This window comes from Bacillus hominis, assembly GCF_030348325.1.
Classification (GTDB): Bacteria; Bacillota; Bacilli; order Bacillales; family Bacillaceae_G; genus Bacillus_A; species Bacillus_A hominis.
The window spans coordinates 1,341,447-1,358,681 of sequence record NZ_JAUCFS010000005.1 but is presented as its reverse complement, the minus strand read 5'-3'; the positions used below and the strand labels follow the sequence as shown (position 1 = coordinate 1,358,681).

Genomic DNA, 17,235 nt, shown 5'->3' with positions numbered 1-17,235 from the left:
TTTGTCAAACAATTTTTTATATTGTTTTTTTACAGTTTAGTTTCGCATCGTTTGGTAAGCGCTTTACTATAATCTTTGTTACTTCCCATTCGCCTTCTTCGTTATTAAATGTAATTGCTACTTTTTCAAATGGGGGAAGAATTTTCCCTCCAACCTGTTCATACTTCGTTACTTCAATAATTGCTTGAAATAAATATGTACCACTATACACTTTTTTTATACTAATAATTTTAGGACATTGATAAGGTTTCAAGGTCCCATATTGTTTTTCAATTGCTTTATTTATTTTTGGAAATAAAACAGAATAAAGTGCATCTTCCATAAGGGGTGCATCATATTGGGCTATTGACACACTCGGTGAAGCAAAAAGCATAAAACTAATGCATACTATAAAATATAATAATTTTCGCATCATAACCTCCTTATCATTACGCAATACTTTCCATGTTTAACGAATGATAATAATCATACATAGAAATTCCATTTTATTGTCTCCCACTTCGCTTTTTCTACTCAATTGTTGCAAAAAAGGCCCACAACCCTCTTTTATTTTCGTATAATGATACTCATAGTATAATAATCATAATAATAAAGGACTGTTCGTATATATAAAGTGAGACACTTTTCAAACAAACTCACAGGAACTGTCATGATTTTAAGAGAGGAGTATATTATGCTAAAACATTTGTTTCCAAAACTGCGATTTGCACTCGTTGCAGTCGTTTTATTATGGATTAAAACATATATTGTGTACAAGCTAGCATTCGATATTAAAATTGATAACTTCTTTGAAGAATTTATGCTTTTTATTAATCCACTAGCTTCATTACTTTTATTTTTCGGTTTCGCTTTACTTGCATCTAAGCACCGCAACCGAATTATTATTGGAATTAGTTTTGTTCTGTCATTTATTTTATTTGGAAATGCAATGTTTTACGGGTTTTATGATGATTTCGTTACTTTCCCCGTTTTATTCCAAACAAATAATATGGCTGATTTAGGAACGAGCATTAAAGAACTCTTTACGTATAAAACATTACTTTTATTTGCGGATGCAATTATTTTAATGTTTATATCACGTAAATTCCCGGCATTTTGTGACAAAACACCACTTTCACGCTCTGAAAAGCGAACTTTCTTTAGTGGTGTAACAGCGATATTGGCACTGCAAATTGTCGTTTCAGTTATTTATAAGCCACAAATGTTCTCACGCTCATTTGACCGTCAAACTGTCGTGAAAAATTTAGGTTTATACACATATCATCTATTTGATATTACACTCCAATCTAAATCTTCAGCTGAACGTGTATTTGCAAGTGGGGACGGATTCTCTGAGATTAAAAACTATACTGACGCAAAAGATAAACACGTAGATAAAAACTTATTTGGAGCTGCAAAAGGGAAAAATGTAATTTTAATTTCAATGGAATCTACACAAAGTTTTGTTATTAATAAAAAAATAAATGGAAAAGAAATCACTCCATTTTTAAACGAATTTATTAAAGATAGTTTTTATTTCGATAACTTCTATCATCAAACTGGACAAGGTAAAACTTCTGATGCTGAATTTATCGTGGAAAACTCACTTTATCCGTTAGATCGTGGTTCTGTGTTCTTTACTCATGCAACAAATGAATATACAGCCACACCAGAACAATTAAAGAAATACGGATATTCTTCTGCTGTCTTCCATTCAAACGATAAAACATTTTGGAATCGTGATGTAATGTATCCTGCACTTGGATATGATCGCTATTTTAATTTAAATGATTACGTAGGCACGGAACAAATGTCTGTCGGTTGGGGATTAAAAGATAAAGAGTTCTTTGAGCAATCTATTCCAAAACTAAAATCTTTACCGCAGCCGTTCTATACAAAATTTATTACTTTAACAAACCATTTTCCGTTTCTTCTAAATCCAGAAGATCAATATGTTGATGAGTTTAATTCGGAAAGTGCTGTTTTAAACCGCTACTTCCCAACAGTTCGTTACACAGATGAAGCTCTTAAATTATTTATTAATCAATTAAAGGCAGAAGGACTGTACGACAATTCCGTTATTGTCATTTATGGTGATCATTACGGTATTTCCGAAAACCATAACGCAGCTATGGCTCAGTTCCTTGGGAAAGACGCTATTACACCGTTTGATGCGATGCAATTACAACGCGTCCCTCTCATCATTCATGTACCTGGTCAAGAAGGAAAAGTCATTTCTAAAGTATCCGGTCAAATCGATATTAAACCAACGCTGCTTCATTTACTTGGTATTAAAACGAATCAATCAGTTGAATTTGGAACTGACTTATTTATAAAAGAAAAAGATCCACTTATGGTAATGCGCGATGGTAGTTTTGTAACAGAGGATTATGTGTATACAAAAAATGTGTGCTACAAAAAAAGCTCAGGTGAAGAGGCAGATGTATCACTATGTCAGCCGTATATTGAAAAAGCAAAAACAGATTTAAAACTCTCTGACAAACTGATTTATGGAGATTTATTACGATTCGATCCTAACAATCGATATAAAACTGGAACGATGACAACGAAATTTGAATAATGTAGGAAGCAACTTTGTGAAAAGTTGCTTCTTTTTTACTTACACTTCAAATCTTTCACAAATTGGGAATTTCTTTCGTATGAGAAAGAAATTTATGGTATGATAAAATAAGTAAACTTTCATACACTAATTAAGAATTTATAACAGAAAGCAAGGGATCAGATTTTGTATAGAGCAGCTATTCCAAACTTATTTACGCTCGGAAATTTATATAGCGGATTTTTATCAATCGGCTATGCATCTTTAGGATATTATAAATCAGCTGCTATTTTAGTACTTATCGGGATGATGTTAGATAGTCTTGATGGGCGTGTTGCTCGTTTATTACGCGTTGATTCACAAATGGGGAAAGAGCTTGATTCACTCGCAGATGTTGTAACATTTGGCGCAGCACCTGCTGTTTTAATGTATTACACATCTTTTTCCAACTACGGAATCATTGGACTATACATAGCGGGATTATTCCCACTGTTTGGAGCATATCGCTTAGCACGATTTAATGTAACACCATCTTCTACTTCTATGAAATATTTCACTGGAGTTCCGATTACTGCAGCAGGAGGGCTTGTCGCTTTCCTAACATTATTTTCAAATACCATTCCAAAAATCGTTCTTATTACAGTATTTGTAACGTTCGCATTTTTAATGGTAAGTCGTATTCGTATCCCAAGTTTAAAAGATGTACCAATTCCACGATATAGCATCATTATTACACTATTTTTAGTCGGAAGCATTATCACAATGTACCAAACAGGTTTTGGTAATTTTTCTGTTTTCTTATTCATTGCCATTCCACTATATATTTTGTATATGCTATCTCAATTTCTTAGACAAAGACCATCTAAAAAAGAAAATAAAGAAAAATAAAAAGAAACCTTCCGAAATTGGAAGGTTTCTTTTTATTTTGTAACTAATACTTTTTGATTTACAGGTGTTACTGGTTCTTCACCATTTAATACAGCTAAAATATTTCTAACTGCCATTTCAGCCATCGCATCACGAGTTTCAAATGTTGCATTTCCTACGTGAGGAGCGAGCACAACATTCTTTAATCCTTTTAGCTCTTCTGTAATCTTCGGTTCAAATTCAAACACATCAAGGGCTGCACCCTCAATTTCATTCGTTTTTAATGCTTGAGCAAGTTCAAATTCATTCATAATTGGTCCACGTGAAGCATTTATAATATATGCTGTTTTCTTCATCATTTTAAACTGTTCTTCATCGATCATATGATGTAACTTTGGATTATAAGCACAGTTAATTGTAATAAAGTCCGCTGTTTGTAATAATTCTTCCAATGTCACATATGTTGCGCCCAGTTCACTTTCTGCTTCAGGCTTACGATTTGGTCCTGTATATAAAACATCCATTCCAAATGCTTTCGCACGCTTTGCAACTGCCTTCCCGATTTCTCCAAGGCCAATAATTCCAATTGTCTTACCGTGTACTTCGCGGCCCAAGAAAAATAATGGCGCCCATCCGTTAAATCCAGTTGTACGACATAACGTATCTCCTTCAGGAATTCTACGTGCCGCTGCTAAAAGAAGTGCAAATGTTAATTCTGCTGTCGCTTCAGTTGATACTTTCGGTGTATTCGATACTGCAATTCCTTTTTCTCCTGCATATGTGAAATCAATATTATCGTAACCAGCACCGTAGTTTGCAACAATCTTTAAATTAGGTGCCGCATCAATAACTTCTTTCGTCACCTTTGTAGAAAGTAAGCTTAACAATGCATCTTTATCTTTTACACGCTCTGTTAATTCATCTAAAGAAATTAACTCCTCTTTATCGTACATTTCTACATCATGATCTTTTAATAATTCTAAGCCGATTTCTGGAATTTTCCCTGCTACTAATATTTTCGCCACTACTAACACCTCTTCTATACAAAATAAGATACCTCTTATATTTCATTGTAAGAAATTCATATATAAAAACCAAGGGATTTGATTATAGTTTTGAAAATCGTCATTTTTTCACATAAGAAAAGAGGAGATTCATCTCTCCTCTCTTCTTACGCTTTCTCTTGTGATTCTTGCTCAAGCTTCGCATCAATAGTTCCTTCTGCAACTGTATCGCTAATTTGTTCCTCAATAACTGAATTAGCTGTTTGATTCGTTTCAGAAGTATACGCTTGGTCCACCGCTTGTACATTTTGTTTCTTTTGTTGTTTCGCCATTTCTTACCCTCCTTTTCATTCTTTCTTATTTTGAACAAAAAGGAAGATTTTCATCAAAAAATCGCGTTTTATTTTGAAATTGTTACTTCTTCTTCAAGCAATCTCATCGTTCTTACTCGTTTCGTAAATGTAGCTATGTGAGAAATATCATGATTGCGTAATGTCTTTATATTTTCTTCCACATATTTTCCTAAATCATTCGGATAATGAGCATCTGAGGATAGAGTAATCGGAACTCCATACTTAGCTAATACTTGTAAATAAAGCGGACTTGGACACATTTCGCGCACAGGATAGCGATAGTACAATCCCGCATTTATTTCTGTTGCCGTATTCGTTTCTACTAACGCACGCGCTATTTCCTTATAATAAGAAAGCTGTTCATTCTCATCTAACCGGTAATTAAATACTTTTATGTTATCGAGGTGAGCTATAATATCAAAGAGCTCCGAACGAACAGCATTTTCAACTGTAGCGAAAAACGTATGATATAAAGTATGTAACTCATGCGTATCAAAATACTCTTTCGTATCTGGATTATCAAATCCCCAACCATCTATGAAATGGACCGAACCGATTACATAATCAAATTCTCCTAATGCTAGTAAGCCTTTTAACTCTTGTTCACCGCCGATAAAATAATCCGCTTCAATTCCAAGTTTGAGCGTTACCCCTCGTTTACTCCATCGCTCTTTTGCCTCTTCAATCGCCTTTGTAAAATCATAAAGAGACGTTACTCTTACTTGATCTAACCATTCTTTTTGTAAACGACCGAGCTTAGAATCACTAATATTTACATACTTTTCATAATATCCTTTCGCTTCATGAAAACGGTATAAATGATCGACAATACCAACTTCTTTTATACCTTTTCGCAAAGCTTCTTCTAAATATAAATCAATCCATTTCGCTGTAAATGGTCCTTCCTTCACACGTCTTTGCAGGCGTTCTTGTGTTTTCATTAGCCAGCCAATAGAATGCCTTTCTTCTTGAAGTGGCTCATAATATTGTAGTGCTTCATTTATTTTGGCAAGCCAGCTTATTGAATAGGGCCCTTCTTCTAAATGAAGATGATAATCCACTTTCATATATATTCCCCCTTATAACGTATCTATTTCTTTTCGCTCCCCTACTCTCGAAAGCTTTCCATTTCTTTCTTTCACTTCTTGCATGACATCTTCTAATGAAATATTTTTTTCAGCTAACAGAACAAAACAGTGATAAAACACATCAACCATTTCTTTTACTATTTCTTCTTTATCATTATTTTTAGACGCGATAATTACTTCAGTGCACTCCTCACCGATTTTCTTTAAAATTTTATCTTCACCTTTTGAAAATAAATAATTCGTATATGATTCAGAGAGTGGATTTTTCTTTCGTTCTTCAATTGTTTCAAATAATAACTTAAGGATATCTTCCATATGTATCCCCCTATATAATTTTGTAGTGAAAACACGTTTTTTCTCCCGTATGGCAAGCAGGCCCTACTTGCTTTACGACAACAACGATTGAATCTTGATCACAGTCTAAATAAAGTGATTGTACATATTGAACATTTCCCGATGTATCTCCTTTATTCCATAACGATTGTCTCGAACGGGAATAAAACCATGTTCTTTTCGTTTCCAGCGTCTTGTCATACGCTTCTTCATTCATATAAGCTAGCATTAAAACTTCTTTCGTATCTTCCTCGATAACAACAGCTGGTATCAATCCTTTTGAAAAGTTAGGCTTCATAACCGCACCTCAACGTTTGCTTCTCTTAATTTTTTCTTTACATCCTGTACAGTCGCTTCACCATAATGAAAGATTGATGCTGCTAATGCTGCATCAACTGTTGTCTTTTGAAATACTTCTATAATGTGATCCACATGACCACATCCACCTGATGCGATTACTGGGACAGAAACGCTGTTTGAAATTGCTTCTGTTAAACGAAGATCATATCCGTTTTTCGTTCCATCTGCATCCATACTCGTCAACAAAATTTCTCCTGCCCCGAGCTCGACAACGCGCTTCGCCCATTCTATTGCATCCATTCCCGTATCAAGTCTTCCGCCATTTACGTATACATTCCATTTATCTTTTGCCACTTTTCTAGCATCGATTGCTACGACAATACATTGTGAGCCAAAATGTTCTGCACCTTCCTGGATTAACTTTGGATTTCGCATTGCCGCTGAGTTTATTGAAACTTTATCCGCTCCAGCTCTTAGTAAATTGTACATATCTTGAACATTTGAAATCCCCCCGCCAACTGTGAGAGGAATGAATACTTTTGAAGCAGTTTTTTCTACAACATCTATAATCGTTTTTCGCCCTTCATGCGTCGCAGTAATATCTAAAAATACGATTTCATCTGCTCCCGCATCATTATATAATGCGGCTATTTCAACAGGATCACCGACGTCTTGTAACCCTATAAAATTTACACCCTTTACTACCCGCCCTTCTTTCACATCTAGACATGGAATAATTCGTTTCGCTAACATAGTTTTGTAACCTGTAACACTTCTTCTAAATCAATCGTTTTCTCGTAAAGTGCCTTCCCAATGATGACGCCATATATATTCATATCATTTAACCTTTTCACATCTTGAATAGATGCCACTCCTCCAGAAGCAATCACACGAATGCCCACGCTTTTTTGCAGTAACTCTAATTGTTCAAAGTTCGGACCTGCAAGCGTCCCATCTTTTGAGATATCTGTAAACACAATCGTTTGAACACCTAAACCTTCCATTTGCTTTGCTAAATCAATGTAAGAAACTTCAGACACATCGAGCCACCCCCTCGTTGCTACGAAACCATTTTTCGCATCAATTCCAACTATGCTTTGCTCTTTATATAGACGAATCGCTTCTTCTAAAAATGATTTATCATACAGCGCTGCGGTTCCTAATATCACTTTTTCTACACCTACTGACAACAACTTCTCCACCGCCGAAAGTGACCGAATACCTCCTCCAACTTGCACCGGAATACGCACCGCCTTGCATATTTTTTCAATGACAGGTAAATTTACTGACTCTCCAGCAATTGCTCCATCTAAATCAACAACGTGTAGTATTTTCGCTCCAATTTTTTCAAATATGATTGCTTGTGCGACTGGATCTTCATTCATCACCGTTTCTTTACTAAACTCTCCTTGATACAGCCTTACGCATCGCCCTTCTTTTACATCGATAGCTGGGAAGATTTCCATGCTTCTACCACCCCTTTGAAATTTTTTAACATTTGCATTCCAATTTCACCACTTTTTTCAGGATGAAACTGTGCGCCAAATATATTTCCTTTTGCTACAAAACCAGGTACCTTCACTCCATATTCACTTGCCCCATACACAATTTCATTCGGACAATCTGCATAATAAGAGTGGACATAATATACGAAAGAACCGTCCTCTACTCTATCCCAAAGCGATATTTCTCCTTCTTTTTTTAATTCATTCCACCCCATATGTGGAATTTTATAAGGAACTTTTAACTTTCGAATGACACCTGGTAGTAAATTTAATCCGGTACAGTCTTGTAGTTCCTCACTTTTTTCAAATAAAAGCTGCATTCCTAAGCAAATGCCTAGAAGCGGTTTTCCTGATCTCCCAACTTCTTTTAGCACACATACTAAATTTTTTTCTTCTAAAATGTCCATCGCTTTCGGAAATGCGCCTACTCCTGGTAAAATAACTCCATCACTTCTCAATATTTCTTCTTTATGGTCCGTTATGATGTACTCTGCTCCAATATATTTTAATGCTTGTTCCACACTGCGAATATTTCCCATTCCATAATCTATAATTGCAATCAATTACAACATCCCTTTCGTTGAATTTACACCAGTAATATTGGCATTTTTATCGACTGCCTCTCTAAGAGCTCGACCGAACGCTTTAAATAAAGCTTCAATTTTGTGATGTGTATTGCTTCCGTATAGAATGCGAGCATGTAATGTAATATTTGCAGCATGGGCAACTGCTCTAAAAAATTCTTCCGTTAATTCCGTGTCAAAATCTCCCAGCTTCGGATTTGTTAATTCACCTTGAAATACAATATATGAGCGCCCGCTTATATCAATCGCGACAAATCCTAAAGATTCATCCATCGGTACATATGCTGAGCCGTAACGGTTAATCCCCTCTTTATTTTGCAACGCTTCTTTCAAGCAAGTTCCGAGTACAATTCCAACATCTTCAACCGTATGATGCGCATCAACGAATACATCACCTTCAGCTTCAACTTGCAAACCGAATCTTCCATGCCTAGCAAATAAAGTTAGCATATGATCAAAAAAACCAACTCCCGTTTGCACAGAAACACTCGTACTTTCATCGAGCTGCAAACTTAATTTAATCTTTGTTTCAGTCGTCTCACGTGCTTGACTAGATTGGCGCATTATTCTTCCTCCTTAAACCTAATTTGGATCGCTCTTGCGTGTGCATGTAAACCTTCTTTATTTGCAAGTTCTACAATATGATGCTGTACACTTCTTAACGCTTCTTCCGTATAAGAAACGAAGCTTGATTTTTTCACAAAATCATCGACGGATAACGGAGAGAAAAACCTTGCCGTTCCACTTGTCGGTAATACGTGATTCGGCCCCGCCAAATAATCTCCGAGCGGTTCAGGTGCATATGGACCAAGAAAAATTGATCCAGCATGCTTTACATAAGCTAGAGCATTCATTGGCTCTTTTATGTGTAACTCTAAATGTTCTGGAGCAATTTCATTTGATAATTGAAATGCCTCTTCTAAAGAAGGAACAATAAAAATTGATCCATTTCTTTTTATTGACTCACGAGCTATTTCACTTCTTGGTAACGTCTCTAGCTGTCTTTCTATTTCTCTTTCTACTTCTTTAGCAAGCTGTACATTCGTTGTAATACAAATAGCAGTCGCTCTCACGTCATGCTCTGCTTGTGATAATAAATCCGCAGCAATATATTCGGCATTTCCTGTTTCATCTGCGATAACTACAATTTCTGATGGTCCAGCAATCATATCGATATTTACTATCCCGTATACTTCTCGTTTTGCTAGAGCGACATACAAATTTCCGGGGCCAACTATTTTATCTACTTTCGGAATCGATTCCGTCCCATATGCTAAAGCAGCAATTGCTTGAGCACCACCAGCCATATAAATTTCATCTACACCTGCAAGGCTTGCAGCAGCTAAAATATGCGGATCAATTCCTCCTTGCCTCGGCGGTGTTACCATTACAATTTTTTTCACTCCTGCGAGTTTTGCTGGCAATACATTCATTAATACTGATGAAGGATACGAAGCTGTCCCGCCCGGCACATATACACCTACATTTTCTAACGGCCGGATGAGCTGTCCTCTAATTACCCCTTCACTCACGCAATCGAACATAGATTGTCTTTTTTGCTTTTCGTGATACGAGACAATATTTTTCTTTGCCTCTTCTAACGCTTCTAAAAAAGCTTGTTCTACAAACTTACTTGCTTGTTTTATTTCTTCTGCACTTACACGAAAATTTTTTATCTCTACACCATCAAACTTTTTTGTATAGAACGATACAGCTTCATCTTTACTCTTCCTTACGTTTTGAACAATTTCACTTACACTTCTTTGAACAGTTTCTTCTATTATATTAGCGCTTTCTCTTAGCAATTTTATTTTCGATAAAGCCTCTTGGAACTCTTCACAAACTATCTCCATTGAAACTCCCCCTATTTCCCTGACAAAATTTCTTGTTCCATCATGTTTATAATACCGAATATTTCGTCTTTTTTAGTTTTCAATGCAGCCTTATTTACTATCATTCGAGCTGATATAGAGCACATTTCCTCAAATACAATTAATCCGTTTTCTTGTAATGTTTTTCCTGTTTCAACAATATCCACAATTGCATCTGCCAACCCTAGAAGTGGAGCAATCTCTACAGATCCTTCTATTTTAATAATTTCTACATCCTCCCCTTTATCATGAAAATATGTAGAAGTAATGTGCGGATATTTCGTAGCAATTCGTTTTTTTCGATAACTCTTCGGATTATACGTAGGAATAGAAGCGACACAAAATTTACACACGCCTACTCCTAAATCCACCATCTCATATATATCTTTCTCACATTCCATTAATATATCTTTTCCAACGACTCCAATATCAGCTACGCCATGTTCTACATAAGTAGCAACATCTACCGCTTTCACTAAAATAAATGAAATGTTTTTGTTTTTACTTTTAAAAACAAGTTTTCTTCCTTTATCTTTGAGCTCTGAACAATCAATTCCAATTTTCTCAAACAGTGGAATAACATGCTTTTCTAATCTTCCTTTCGTTAACGCAATTTGAATGTTACGCATGAAGCCTCCCCTTCTTTCTGGATGATCCATTTCTCTCTCCATACATATTCCACTAGTGACTCACTCTTCGCCTCAACGACTGTCATTATTTTATTCTTGTTTGCAAATTGAAAAGTATCGTTTAAATTTGGGAATAAAGATAATTGGGCATTCTTCCCGTCCTTTTGAAGTAAATTTCGTAACCTTTCCGCTTCTGCTAATCTATTTAACTCATAATGAATCATAATATCTATTCTCTTTCGTTTATATGGTTCTTGCTGCTCTTGAAGTGCCTTAACAATTTGATTTACTTGCACCGCGAGCCCAACAGCTGGCATCATCTCTCCAAAATTTCCAATTAACTCATCATATCTTCCGCCACTAACAATCTCTTCTCCAATTTCATATATATACCCTTTGAAAATAACACCCGTATAATAATCCAAATGTTGAACCATACCTAAATCAATTGATATGTAAGATCCATATCCTAACTGTTCAATTGTTTCATATATTTCTTTCACTCTTGCAATGGCCATTTTCATTTCATTACTTGAGGCGAGTTTTTCTGCTTCCTCAATAACATCTAAACTCCCGAATAACCTTGGTAATTTCTCAAGTAATCTTACTGTTTCATCACACCGATCTAATTTTTTTTCTTCAATAAAATTTGAGAGACCAGCATAATTTTTACTCTCAATATATGTTCTAAGTACCCTCTCTTCTTCACCATGAATGGAGAGTTTTTTTACAATACATTTATATAACTGCACTTGCCCAATCTCAATTGTAAAAGATTGTACCTTCAATTTTTGAAGTGCTTGAATTACGCTTATGACACACTCAATTTCTGCTCTTACATTATCAATCCCGATAATTTCAATACCACTTTGTACCATTTCATTATATTTTCCAGAAAGAGACTCATTCGCCCGAAATACATTTCCGCTATACGTCACTTTAAGAGGAGTGTCCCGTCTCTGCGTTCCAATTACTCTTGCTAAAGGAATTGTCATATCTGGGCGCAGTACAATAATCCGTCCTTTTTCATCAAAAAATTTATACATCTTTTCTTCATCTATCGGCCTGTTTTGAAATGCAAAAACATCGTAAAATTCAATTGTAGGTGTCCTTATTTCTTCATAACCTCTATCTAAAAAGGTCCGTCTTAATTTTTGTTCCACTTCTTCAATTAACGTACATTCTTCGAATAAGTAATCCCTCGTTCCATTCGGATTTGCACGCTTCCACTTTGTCATCTAAATTCACACACCCTTCCCTCTCTAATGTATGCTCATTCCATTCACCTAAACCGAAAATAAAAAGAGCCTTGTAGAAAAAATACCTACAAGGCTCTTTAGTAGAGTGTAGGTACAACGGGAATAACCCTTGTGCCTACACGTTTTCACGTTAGGTTCAAGGGTTTCATGTATGATGATGTAGTTGTGTAAGCATTTTAATAGATTGCACGATATTCATAATACTTACTCCCTTTCTCCTCTGATTTTCACATAGTATATAACAGTTAATTCTGAATGTAAATACATTTTTAATATTCCGTTATTTCTTAATATAAGGCTATCTCCCTTTCATACTCTCCAATTTCTCGTTCGTATTGCATCGTAATGCTAATTTCATCTAGACCATTTAATAATTTCTCTTTCCACATTTTCTCGATTGTAAAATGAAATCTGTGCGTATTCGTAGTAATTACTTCATTCTCTAAATCGACTTCCATTTGATCTCTCGCATTCATTTTGGCAAGTTGTTCACGCATCTCTTTATCCATTACAATCGGTAACATACCATTCTTCATACAATTCATATAAAAAATATCTGCAAATCCTCCGGCGATAATAACGCGGAAACCATAATCCGCAAGCGCCCACGGAGCATGTTCTCTTGAAGAACCACATCCAAAATTATCACCTGTAATTAATATACTTGCTCCTTTTCGTTCTTGTGCATTAAGGGGGAAATTAGGATTTTCATGGCGCTCATTATCATAACGCCACTCATCAAATAAATACTTTCCAAATCCCGTCCTTTCAATTCTCTTTAAGTATTGCTTCGGAATAATTTGATCTGTATCAATGTTATCATTCATAAGTACTGCGGCAGTGCCTTTATGAATACGAAATGGCTCCATCATAACTCTCCTTTCTAATATCAACAAAATGCCCATATAATGCAGCTGCTGCAGCCATAGCTGGACTTACTAAATGTGTTCTTGCCCCTTTCCCTTGCCTTCCTTCAAAATTACGATTTGAAGTAGAAGCACAATGTTCTCCTTCAGGTACTTGATCTGGATTCATCCCAAGACACATTGAACATCCAGGCTCTCTCCATTCAAACCCCGCTTCTTCAAATATGCGATGCAAGCCTTTTTGCATTGCCCGCTCTCTCACACTTTTTGATCCTGGTACAACGAGTGCTCGCACACCCTCTTTTACCTTTTTCCCTTTTACAACAGATGCAGCAATTTCTAAGTCAGATAAACGTGAATTTGTACAAGAACCAATGAAGACATGCTTAACAGGAATTTCAAACGTACTTTGCCCAGGGCTCAATCCCATATATGAAAATGCTCTTTCATCATTTTCATTATGCTTTTCTGGTAATTTTTCATCAATAGGAACACCCATACTAGGATTTGTTCCCCAAGTTACGTACGGTGCTAGACTTGTAACATCTATTGAAATATGTAAATCATAAATCGCATCTGAATCTGTATAAAGCTCCGACCATTTTCCCGTGAAAGATTCATAGTCTTTTGGTGCATATTTACGCCCTTTTACATAAGAAAATGTTTTTTCATCTGGTGCAATAACGCCCGCTTTTGCTCCCCCTTCAATTGCCATATTGCAAAGTGTCATCCTCTCTTCCATCTCCATAGCATGAATCGTCTCTCCGTAAAATTCCATTACATATCCAGTTCCAACTGCTACACCGTACTTTGAAAGAAGATGCAAAATAATATCTTTTGCATAAACACCTTTCTGTAATTTTCCTTTTAACTCAATGCCCATCGCTTTCGGTTTTCGTTGCCACAACGTTTGCGTTGCTAATACATGTTCGACTTCACTCGTACCAATACCAAACGCTAGCGCACCGAATGCACCATGAGTAGCCGTATGACTATCACCACAAACAATCGTTTTCCCTGGCTGTGTAAGCCCAAGTTCTGGTCCTATAACATGAACAATCCCTTGCTCTTCATCACCGATATCCGCTAATGGCACCTGAAATTGTTTACAGTTCTCACGAAGTGTATCCAATTGCTGCTTCGCAATACGATCAGTAATATTCCAAACATCTTTCGTTGGAATATTATGATCCATTGTTGCAAATGTTAATTCTGGTCTCCGGACAGTTCGATTTGCAAGCCGCAAGCCTTCAAAGGCTTGCGGTGACGTTACTTCATGAACGAGATGAAGATCGATATATAATAAATCCAATCCATTTTCGTTTGTCGCAACTACATGTCTCTCCCAAAGCTTATCTAGTAATCTTTTTCCCATTATCGTCCTCTCCCTACTAGCGCTTGCTCTTCCATCTCTTGAATAACCGCTTTCGTAAATGAAGTTGTCGTTTCATCTCCCCTGATATCTGCTGTACATTTTCCAGATTGAAGAACTGCAGATATTGCGGATTCAATCGCATATCCTTCTCTCGTTAATCCAAATGATTGCCCAAGCATCATCGCAACCGAACGCATCATCGCAATTGGGTTCGCCTTATTTCTCCCCGCAATATCTGGTGCTGATCCGTGAATAGGCTCATATAAAGATGGCCCGTTTTCCGCATGACTCGCTGATGGAAGCATTCCTAATGACCCCGCTAATACAGAAGCCTCATCACTTAAAATATCACCAAACAAATTCTCTGTTACGATAACGTCAAATCTCCTTGGGTTCCGAATTAACTCCATAGCAGCTGCATCTACTAAAATATGTTCTAATTCAACGTCTGGATAACGAAGACCTACTTCTTCCGTCACAGTTCTCCACAGTTTACTAGACTCTAAAACATTCGCTTTATCAATAGATGTTACTTTTCTCTTCCGCTTACTCGCTAATTGAAAAGCATAAGAAACGATACGTTCAATTTCATGGCGATGATACGTAAGTGTATCTGTTGCTACTTCGTCCGTTCGTTCTTTCGGATAAGAAAAATAAATCCCACCTGTTAATTCACGAACGACAACGAAATCAATTTCATCAGCGTTTTTTAATGGTGATAAATGTGCAGTTGCGCTTTCTACCGTTACAGGTCGAACATTCGCAAATACACCAAGTCCTTTTCTTAAAGCTAATAATCCTTTCTCCGGCCTTTCTTTCGCATGATCCCAGCGAGGTCCACCCACTGCGCCAAGTAAAACCGCATCACTCGCTAAACAGGCGGCAAGCGTTCGCTGTGGTAATGGTTGCCCTGTTAAATCGATAGCAGCCCCGCCAAAGTACTCATCTTGCAAATGAAAATGATGTCCATATAGCCTCTCTACCATATGCAATACTGCCTTCGCACTTTCCATAATTTCCGGACCAACACCATCACCAGCTAAACAAACGATACGTTTTTCCAATATAAACACTCCTTTTAACTGAATTTTCAGAACTTTAATTTGATAGGTGAGGAAAGTTTCCCTCACCTATCACACACTTACTTTACAAGTGATATAAAAGATTTCAATTTCCCTGCTGCATGGACATACGCTCTCGCCGATGCTTCTAATACGTCTTGCGCAACACCAAAACCTGATACTTGATGAGTTCCTTCTTTTAATTCAACATGAACATGTGCAAGTGCATCTTGACCTTGCGTTATAGATTGTATGCGATAATCCGCTAAGTCACATTCTAATCCTAAAATTCTTTGAATGGCATTATAGATCGCTTCAATACTTCCAGAACCAGTTGCTGCATCTTCGTACATATTTCCTTCCTCATCTTTTAGTACAACCGTTGCACACTGTGTACTATTTGATACGAAGTGTACTTGCAATTGCGTAATGCTATATTGTTGTGCCGAAAATGCTGCTTCACCAAGCATAAGCGCACGTAAATCTTCTTCTGTAATTTCCTTTTTTCGATCAGCTAATTTTTTAAATGCTTCAAACACCGCATCTCGTTCTTCGTTTGTAAATTCGTAGCCTAATTCTTTCATTTTTTCCGTAAATGCGTGACGTCCAGAATGTTTTCCAAGTACAAATAAATTTTGAGATTCACCTATAAGCGCCGGTTCAATAATTTCATATGTCGTCACTTCTTTTAAAACACCATCTTGATGAATACCTGATTCATGAGCGAATGCATTTGCTCCAACAATCGCTTTATTTTTTGGTACAATCATACCTGTTAAACGACTTACTAATGTACTTGTCGCTTTAATTTCTTTTAACGTCATAGAGGATTCTGCTTCATAGAAATCTTTTCTAATATGGAGAGCAACTGCGACTTCTTCTAAGGCTGCATTTCCTGCTCTTTCTCCAATTCCGTTAATCGTTCCTTCTACTTGTAACGCTCCACCTTCAACTGCAGCTAACGAGTTCGCTACTGCCATCCCAAGATCATCGTGACAATGACAAGAGAAAATTGCTTTTTCATACGAAGGAACGGATTCTTGTAAGTATTTAAAAAGAGAATAATATTCTTCTGGATTCGTATATCCAACTGTATCAGGAATATTGATTACATTCGCTCCTGCACGAATCGCTACTTCTACTGCTTCAGCTAAAAACCTTCTCGATGTTCTTGTCGCATCTTCTGCTGAAAATTGTACTGTTGGAAATAATGATTTCCCAAGCGTAACCGAGCGATGAATACTATCTAATACATCTTCTTTCGACATACAAAGCTTATATTTCATATGAATGTCACTTGTAGCTAAAAATACGTGTAAACGAGGAGATACAGCACCTTTCACTGCGTCATATGCTCTTCTAATATCGCTTTCCTTTGCTCTAGCTAAACTCATAACCGTAGCACTTTGAATGGTATTTGCGATACGTTTTACCGATTGAAAATCACCTTCAGAAGCCGCTGCGAATCCCGCCTCCATTACATTAATACCAAGTCTCTCTAATTGCCTTGCAATTTGCAATTTCTCTTGTTCATTTAAATTAACTCCTGGTGATTGTTCGCCATCACGAAGCGTCGTATCCATGAACAAAATCTGCTTCAT

The 17,235-nt window shown here is 36.6% G+C and carries 19 protein-coding genes; 2 read left to right on the top strand and 17 right to left on the bottom strand.

Features of this window, described 5'->3' with window-relative positions:
• Positions 1-16: 16 nt before the first annotated feature.
• Positions 17-412 carry a DUF3888 domain-containing protein gene (locus tag QUF93_RS09315; protein WP_289358569.1) on the bottom strand — a complete coding sequence of 132 codons (396 nt, stop codon included), beginning with the start codon at positions 410-412 and terminating at the stop codon, positions 17-19.
• A gap of 261 nt (positions 413-673) precedes the next feature.
• Between QUF93_RS09315 and QUF93_RS09310 the strand changes: the two genes are divergently transcribed.
• Positions 674-2,560: an LTA synthase family protein gene (locus tag QUF93_RS09310; RefSeq protein WP_289358568.1), complete on the top strand. Its 1,887-nt coding sequence runs from the start codon at positions 674-676 to the stop codon at positions 2,558-2,560.
• Positions 2,561-2,725: 165 nt separating this feature from the next.
• On the top strand, positions 2,726-3,427 hold the full coding sequence (gene pssA, locus QUF93_RS09305) for a CDP-diacylglycerol--serine O-phosphatidyltransferase (protein ID WP_002117483.1): 702 nt from the start codon (positions 2,726-2,728) through the stop codon (positions 3,425-3,427).
• Between the two features lie 32 nt (positions 3,428-3,459).
• Here the strand turns inward: pssA and QUF93_RS09300 are convergent, their stop codons facing one another.
• The 16 genes from QUF93_RS09300 to leuA form a co-directional block, all read right to left on the bottom strand.
• A complete protein-coding gene (locus QUF93_RS09300; RefSeq protein WP_289358567.1) occupies positions 3,460-4,431 on the bottom strand; it encodes an NAD(P)-dependent oxidoreductase in 972 nt (323 codons plus the stop codon).
• Positions 4,432-4,577: 146 nt separating this feature from the next.
• Entirely contained in the window at positions 4,578-4,742 is a 165-nt protein-coding gene (locus QUF93_RS09295; RefSeq protein WP_289358566.1) for a DUF4025 domain-containing protein, read from the bottom strand.
• 68 nt (positions 4,743-4,810) lie between these two features.
• Positions 4,811-5,830, bottom strand: coding sequence for a histidinol phosphate phosphatase domain-containing protein (locus QUF93_RS09290; protein ID WP_289358565.1), 1,020 nt, complete (start codon positions 5,828-5,830; stop codon positions 4,811-4,813).
• A gap of 12 nt (positions 5,831-5,842) precedes the next feature.
• Positions 5,843-6,166: a phosphoribosyl-ATP diphosphatase gene (hisE, locus tag QUF93_RS09285; protein WP_002117477.1), complete on the bottom strand. Its 324-nt coding sequence runs from the start codon at positions 6,164-6,166 to the stop codon at positions 5,843-5,845.
• 10 nt (positions 6,167-6,176) lie between these two features.
• The gene (gene hisI, locus QUF93_RS09280) at positions 6,177-6,482 is read right to left on the bottom strand and encodes a phosphoribosyl-AMP cyclohydrolase (RefSeq protein WP_002117475.1); all 306 of its coding nucleotides are present in this window, start codon (positions 6,480-6,482) and stop codon (positions 6,177-6,179) included.
• On the bottom strand, positions 6,479-7,237 hold the full coding sequence (gene hisF, locus QUF93_RS09275) for an imidazole glycerol phosphate synthase subunit HisF (protein WP_289358564.1): 759 nt from the start codon (positions 7,235-7,237) through the stop codon (positions 6,479-6,481). Before hisF ends, hisI begins: the two co-directional genes overlap by 4 nt.
• Positions 7,231-7,950: a 1-(5-phosphoribosyl)-5-[(5-phosphoribosylamino)methylideneamino]imidazole-4-carboxamide isomerase gene (hisA, locus tag QUF93_RS09270; RefSeq protein ID WP_289358563.1), complete on the bottom strand. Its 720-nt coding sequence runs from the start codon at positions 7,948-7,950 to the stop codon at positions 7,231-7,233. The genes hisF and hisA overlap by 7 nt, the downstream gene beginning before the upstream one ends.
• On the bottom strand, positions 7,923-8,552 hold the full coding sequence (gene hisH / locus QUF93_RS09265) for an imidazole glycerol phosphate synthase subunit HisH (RefSeq protein ID WP_289358562.1): 630 nt from the start codon (positions 8,550-8,552) through the stop codon (positions 7,923-7,925). Before hisH ends, hisA begins: the two co-directional genes overlap by 28 nt.
• On the bottom strand, positions 8,553-9,137 hold the full coding sequence (gene hisB, locus QUF93_RS09260) for an imidazoleglycerol-phosphate dehydratase HisB (RefSeq protein ID WP_002117469.1): 585 nt from the start codon (positions 9,135-9,137) through the stop codon (positions 8,553-8,555).
• The gene (gene hisD, locus QUF93_RS09255) at positions 9,137-10,426 is read right to left on the bottom strand and encodes a histidinol dehydrogenase (RefSeq protein WP_289358561.1); all 1,290 of its coding nucleotides are present in this window, start codon (positions 10,424-10,426) and stop codon (positions 9,137-9,139) included. Before hisD ends, hisB begins: the two co-directional genes overlap by 1 nt.
• An 11-nt stretch (positions 10,427-10,437) precedes the next feature.
• A complete protein-coding gene (hisG, locus tag QUF93_RS09250) occupies positions 10,438-11,073 on the bottom strand; it encodes an ATP phosphoribosyltransferase (RefSeq protein WP_289358559.1) in 636 nt (211 codons plus the stop codon).
• Entirely contained in the window at positions 11,049-12,311 is a 1,263-nt protein-coding gene (locus tag QUF93_RS09245) for an ATP phosphoribosyltransferase regulatory subunit (protein ID WP_289358558.1), read from the bottom strand. Before QUF93_RS09245 ends, hisG begins: the two co-directional genes overlap by 25 nt.
• Positions 12,312-12,619: 308 nt before the next feature.
• The gene (gene leuD / locus QUF93_RS09240; protein WP_289358557.1) at positions 12,620-13,201 is read right to left on the bottom strand and encodes a 3-isopropylmalate dehydratase small subunit; all 582 of its coding nucleotides are present in this window, start codon (positions 13,199-13,201) and stop codon (positions 12,620-12,622) included.
• Complete coding sequence (leuC, locus tag QUF93_RS09235) at positions 13,179-14,573, bottom strand: 3-isopropylmalate dehydratase large subunit (RefSeq protein ID WP_289358556.1); 1,395 nt, start codon at positions 14,571-14,573, stop codon at positions 13,179-13,181. Before leuC ends, leuD begins: the two co-directional genes overlap by 23 nt.
• Positions 14,573-15,637, bottom strand: a complete 1,065-nt coding sequence (leuB, locus tag QUF93_RS09230) for a 3-isopropylmalate dehydrogenase (RefSeq protein ID WP_289358555.1) — start codon at positions 15,635-15,637, stop codon at positions 14,573-14,575. Before leuB ends, leuC begins: the two co-directional genes overlap by 1 nt.
• 77 nt (positions 15,638-15,714) lie before the next feature.
• Positions 15,715-17,235 carry a 2-isopropylmalate synthase gene (gene leuA / locus QUF93_RS09225; RefSeq protein WP_289358554.1) on the bottom strand — a complete coding sequence of 507 codons (1,521 nt, stop codon included), beginning with the start codon at positions 17,233-17,235 and terminating at the stop codon, positions 15,715-15,717.

What these genes read in the sequence shown, in the direction of transcription:
- leuD (WP_289358557.1), bottom strand. Translation starts at nt 13,201, where the DNA reads ATGGAGCCATTTCGTATTCATAAAGGCACTGCCGCAGTACTTATGAAT.
- hisA (WP_289358563.1), bottom strand. Translation starts at nt 7,950, where the DNA reads ATGGAAATCTTCCCAGCTATCGATGTAAAAGAAGGGCGATGCGTAAGG.
- hisG (WP_289358559.1), bottom strand. Translation starts at nt 11,073, where the DNA reads ATGCGTAACATTCAAATTGCGTTAACGAAAGGAAGATTAGAAAAGCAT.
- hisF (WP_289358564.1), bottom strand. Translation starts at nt 7,237, where the DNA reads ATGTTAGCGAAACGAATTATTCCATGTCTAGATGTGAAAGAAGGGCGG.
- hisI (WP_002117475.1), bottom strand. Translation starts at nt 6,482, where the DNA reads ATGAAGCCTAACTTTTCAAAAGGATTGATACCAGCTGTTGTTATCGAG.
- QUF93_RS09290 (WP_289358565.1), bottom strand. Translation starts at nt 5,830, where the DNA reads ATGAAAGTGGATTATCATCTTCATTTAGAAGAAGGGCCCTATTCAATA.
- QUF93_RS09315 (WP_289358569.1), bottom strand. Translation starts at nt 412, where the DNA reads ATGCGAAAATTATTATATTTTATAGTATGCATTAGTTTTATGCTTTTT.
- QUF93_RS09310 (WP_289358568.1), top strand. Translation starts at nt 674, where the DNA reads ATGCTAAAACATTTGTTTCCAAAACTGCGATTTGCACTCGTTGCAGTC.
- leuC (WP_289358556.1), bottom strand. Translation starts at nt 14,573, where the DNA reads ATGGGAAAAAGATTACTAGATAAGCTTTGGGAGAGACATGTAGTTGCG.
- leuA (WP_289358554.1), bottom strand. Translation starts at nt 17,235, where the DNA reads ATGAAGCAGATTTTGTTCATGGATACGACGCTTCGTGATGGCGAACAA.
- hisD (WP_289358561.1), bottom strand. Translation starts at nt 10,426, where the DNA reads ATGGAGATAGTTTGTGAAGAGTTCCAAGAGGCTTTATCGAAAATAAAA.
- hisE (WP_002117477.1), bottom strand. Translation starts at nt 6,166, where the DNA reads ATGGAAGATATCCTTAAGTTATTATTTGAAACAATTGAAGAACGAAAG.
- QUF93_RS09245 (WP_289358558.1), bottom strand. Translation starts at nt 12,311, where the DNA reads ATGACAAAGTGGAAGCGTGCAAATCCGAATGGAACGAGGGATTACTTA.
- QUF93_RS09295 (WP_289358566.1), bottom strand. Translation starts at nt 4,742, where the DNA reads ATGGCGAAACAACAAAAGAAACAAAATGTACAAGCGGTGGACCAAGCG.
- hisB (WP_002117469.1), bottom strand. Translation starts at nt 9,137, where the DNA reads ATGCGCCAATCTAGTCAAGCACGTGAGACGACTGAAACAAAGATTAAA.